Raw genomic sequence first — 4,068 nt, forward strand, 5'->3', positions numbered from 1 at the left:
GCTTGTCCCGCGAAGCGGCCGGTACAGGCAATACACAAACATGCCCCGGCAATTCAATCAGAACTCCCGCCCGCCCACCCTGTCACTGAAACAGATGCCGTCTAAGCTCTGTGGGACGGCCCAAGCCCCTGGTTCCAAGGAGGACCGATTATGTTGCTGTTGTGGTTGGTAGTGCTGGTGATCGGCGCGGCGTACCTCACGCACCGGCGCCTGGCGCCCTTGCAGATTCTCGGCATCATGGCAGCCTACGTGCTGCTCATGGGTATCTTCAGCAGTGCCCCCGGCTGGCTGCTGACCCTGATCTGGATCGTCCTGGCCGTGAAAATCGCCCTGGTGGCGCTGCCGGAATGGCGACGCAAGGTGTTCACCGGCCCGGTGTTCAAATGGTTCCAGCGTACCCTGCCGCCCATGTCGCAGACCGAACGCGAAGCGATCGATGCCGGCACCGTGTGGTGGGATGGCGAGCTGTTCAGCGGCCGCCCCGACTGGCGCACGCTGCTCGCCTACCCGGCCCCCAAACTCACCGACGAAGAGCAGGCCTTCATCGACGGCCCCACCGAAGCACTGTGCGCCATGGTCAGCGACTGGCAGATCGGCCAGGACCTGGACCTGCCACCGCAAGCCTGGCAGCACATCAAGGAAAACGGCTTTTTCGCCCTGATCATTCCCAAGGAATACGGCGGCAAGGGTTTCTCTGCCTACGCCCACTCCCAGGTGGCGATGAAGCTGGCCACCCGCAGCGGCGACCTGGCGTCCACGGTGATGGTGCCCAACTCCCTCGGCCCGGCCGAGTTGCTGCTGCACTACGGCACCGACGAACAGCGCAACCATTACCTGCCCCGCCTGGCCCGCGGCGATGAGATCCCCTGCTTCGCCCTCACCGGCCCGTTGGCCGGCTCCGATGCCGGTGCCATGCCCGACACCGGCGTCGTCTGCAAAGGCCAATGGCAAGGCGAAGAAGTCATCGGCCTGCGGCTGAACTGGGAAAAGCGCTATATCACCCTGGGCCCGGTCGCCACCCTCTTAGGCCTGGCGTTCAAGGCCTACGACCCGGACCATCTGCTCGGCGAAGAAGAAGAACTGGGCATCAGCCTGGCGCTGATTCCCACCGACACCCCCGGCGTGGAGATCGGCAAGCGTCACCTGCCGCTGGGTGCTGCGTTCATGAACGGTCCCAACAGCGGCAAGGACGTGTTCGTGCCGCTGGACTTCCTCATCGGCGGCCAGGCCATGCTCGGCAAGGGCTGGATGATGCTGATGAACTGCCTGTCGGTGGGCCGCTCGATCTCCCTGCCCGCCGTGGGTACAGGCGCAGCCAAGTACACCAGCCTGGTCACCGGCCAGTACGCCAACATCCGCGAGCAGTTCAACGTGCCATTGGCAGCCTTCGAAGGCATCCAGGAATCGCTGGCGCGCATCGGCGGCAATGCCTGGCTGATGGACAGCGCCCGGCTGCTCACCGCCAAGGCCGTGGACCTGGGCGAGAAACCGTCGGTGCTGTCGGCGATTCTCAAGTACCACCTGACCGAACGTGGCCGCGAATGCATCCAGCACGCCATGGACGTGCACGGTGGCAAGGGCATCATCATGGGCCCGAACAACTACCTGGGCCGCAACTGGCAAGGTGCGCCGATCTTCATCACCGTGGAGGGCGCCAACATCCTTTCGCGCAACCTGATGATCTTCGGCCAGGGCGCGATCCGCTGCCACCCGTTCGTGCTCAATGAAATGGCCCTGGCCGGGCGCGAGGACCGCGACCAGGCGCTCAGGGAATTCGATGAGCTGTTGATGAAGCACATCATGTTCGCCGCCGGCAACGCCGCCAGCACCTTGATCTTCGGACTGGGCCTGGGCCGCCTGGAAAGCGTGCCGGGGGACGCCTTGAGCCAGGGCTACTTCCGTGCGTTGAACCGCCAGGCAGCGGCCTTCGCCCTGCTGGCAGACCTGTCGATGATGCTGCTCGGCGGCGCACTCAAACGCCGGGAACGGCTGAGCGCACGGCTTGGCGATATATTGAGCTACCTGTACCTGTCCTCTGCCGCACTCAAGCGCTACCACGACCTGGGCTCGCCGGAACATATGCGGCCGTTGCTGCGCTGGGCCATGGAAGAGAGCCTGGGCCAGGCGGAGCGCGCACTGGACCGCCTGCTGGATAACTTCCCCAACCGCTTTGTGGGCTGCGCGCTACGGGTGCTGGTGTTCCCCTTCGGTCGTCGTCACACCGGGCCGAGCGATGAGCTGGATGCCGAGGTGGCTGCGCTGATCGGCCGGGCCAAAGGCGACCCGGCACTGGAGGAATTGCTGGCGGGATGCTTCCGCCCGCAGGCCGAAGGCGATCCGGTGGCGGCACTGCAGCGGGCCAGCGACTTGCTGGATGAAGCCGTGCCGCTGCACAAGACACTTCGCCAAGCTATCAAGGATGGCAAGCTGCAACCAACGCCGGGCCAGTCAGTCATCGAGGCGGCGGTTGCAGCGGGCGTGCTCCAACCGGGTGAAGGCCAGCGCCTGCAGGAGGCGGAAATCGCACGCCGGGCGGTGATCGATGTGGATGCTTTCGACAAGGCGCAACTGCTGCCGGAGTCAGGCAAGGTGCGCTGATAACGGGGCCGCCGAGCAGCCCCATCGCCGGCAAGCCGGCTCCCACAGAAACCCCGCTGTTCTCAGGCTCGGTGGGATACTTGTGGGAGCCGGCTTGCCGGCGATGGGGCCGGAACCACCACCCCCTTCCCCACCCCAGCCTCAACGGGCGTATACTCCGCGCCCGTTTCAATCACCCCGAGGACCCCTCCATGGCCAACCCCAACCTGGAATACCACCTGCAACTGCTCCACCACCTGCGCACCATCCTGGTGGCGCTGGGTGAGGCCGAACAGGTACCGGAGGAAAGCCACGCGTTGTTTCTCGAGCGCTTCGACGAGTTGCTGACCCTACTGCCGCAGGATCCCCTGCAAAGCCAATACCTGGGCCAGGACCTGATCTGCCAGGTGATCCAGCGCTACCCGCAGATCGCCCATCTGGTCCCCCGCGACCTGCTGTGGTTCTTCGGCGGCGACTGCCTGCATTTCATGCCTGACGAAGAGCTGGACCTGTACCAGCAACTCGAGGAACGTCGCTACGAGGCCGAGCGCAACGACGAACCCTTCGACTGGCATCAGGAAAAGCAATTGCTGGCCCAGACACCGCCCGCGGCTCGACACTGACGCCGGCCTCGCTCAACGCGAGTAAAAGTCCATCACCGTATCGATGTCGAGCACCGGCAGGGGAATGATCGTTCCCCCACAGCCACATGAACTGGTTGGACGTATCCACCACCACGACGACAAAGCAGGGGTTCGGGTTCTGCGCGGCCGGTTTGAAAGCGCCTGTAGAAACCGAGCCATTGCCCGCCATTACATGCCAGGACGTGTTCGACGCCGCAACCGCCTTCCCTTGTTGCAAACGGTCGAGCACCGGTGCAGCGACATAGCCGATGACAATGCCAACAAGTTCATTGGCGACTGAAGCAACTTCAGTCACTTCATTTCCAGCGTTTTCCTACTTTCTTTTTGCGTGTCCATGATTTTAATCCTGGCTGCAAATGAATACGTGGATATGGGCTCCCTGAAACCCGGCATCACGCGCCTCGATCTTCGCGCACGGTATTATCAGACCGACGCAGTGGTGGCACCCGGCGAGGCCAAGGGGGCTCTGAATTTCACGATCGAGTACCGTTGAGGCTGCCACAAGCTTTGAAGCGACGCTGGATCGAGCACCGCGCGGGCGGCGCTCGATTTTCGCCAGCCTGGTCGCAGATACACTGTTCCACTTTTTCGCAGGCAAACAAAAAGGGCCGAAGATCAATGTCTTCGGCCCTTTTTGCAGTTGTCCATGAATACCATGAACAACAATATTGGAGCGGGAAACGAGACTCGAACTCGCGACCCCGACCTTGGCAAGGTCGTGCTCTACCAACTGAGCTATTCCCGCATTTTGAAACTTTACCGCTATCGGCGTGAAGCGCCTTGAAGGCCTTCACCACCACTGCACCGCATAGACGCCACAGTATTTAAACTGGAGCGGGAAACGAGA

2 protein-coding genes and 1 tRNA gene are annotated in these 4,068 nt (G+C 62.9%); 2 read left to right on the forward strand and 1 reads right to left on the reverse strand.

Translation table 11 applies throughout. The annotated features are described in order from the left end of the window. The first annotated feature begins 150 nt into the window (after positions 1-150). Positions 151-2,598 (forward strand): acyl-CoA dehydrogenase, encoded by a 2,448-nt coding sequence (locus PMI38_RS01235; protein ID WP_008089630.1) that lies wholly within the window; start codon positions 151-153, stop codon positions 2,596-2,598. A 191-nt stretch (positions 2,599-2,789) separates the two neighbouring features. Next, positions 2,790-3,200, forward strand: coding sequence for a PA2817 family protein (locus PMI38_RS01240; protein ID WP_008089632.1), 411 nt, complete (start codon positions 2,790-2,792; stop codon positions 3,198-3,200). Positions 3,201-3,890: 690 nt separating this feature from the next. Here PMI38_RS01240 and PMI38_RS01245 read toward each other — a convergent pair. Beyond that, a tRNA-Gly gene (locus tag PMI38_RS01245) sits at positions 3,891-3,966 on the reverse strand. Positions 3,967-4,068 lie beyond the last annotated feature (102 nt).

Source organism: Pseudomonas sp. GM84, assembly GCF_000282535.1.
In the GTDB taxonomy this organism is placed as follows: Bacteria; Pseudomonadota; Gammaproteobacteria; order Pseudomonadales; family Pseudomonadaceae; genus Aquipseudomonas.

What these genes read in the sequence shown, in the direction of transcription:
- PMI38_RS01235 (WP_008089630.1), top strand. Translation starts at nt 151, where the DNA reads ATGTTGCTGTTGTGGTTGGTAGTGCTGGTGATCGGCGCGGCGTACCTC.
- PMI38_RS01240 (WP_008089632.1), top strand. Translation starts at nt 2,790, where the DNA reads ATGGCCAACCCCAACCTGGAATACCACCTGCAACTGCTCCACCACCTG.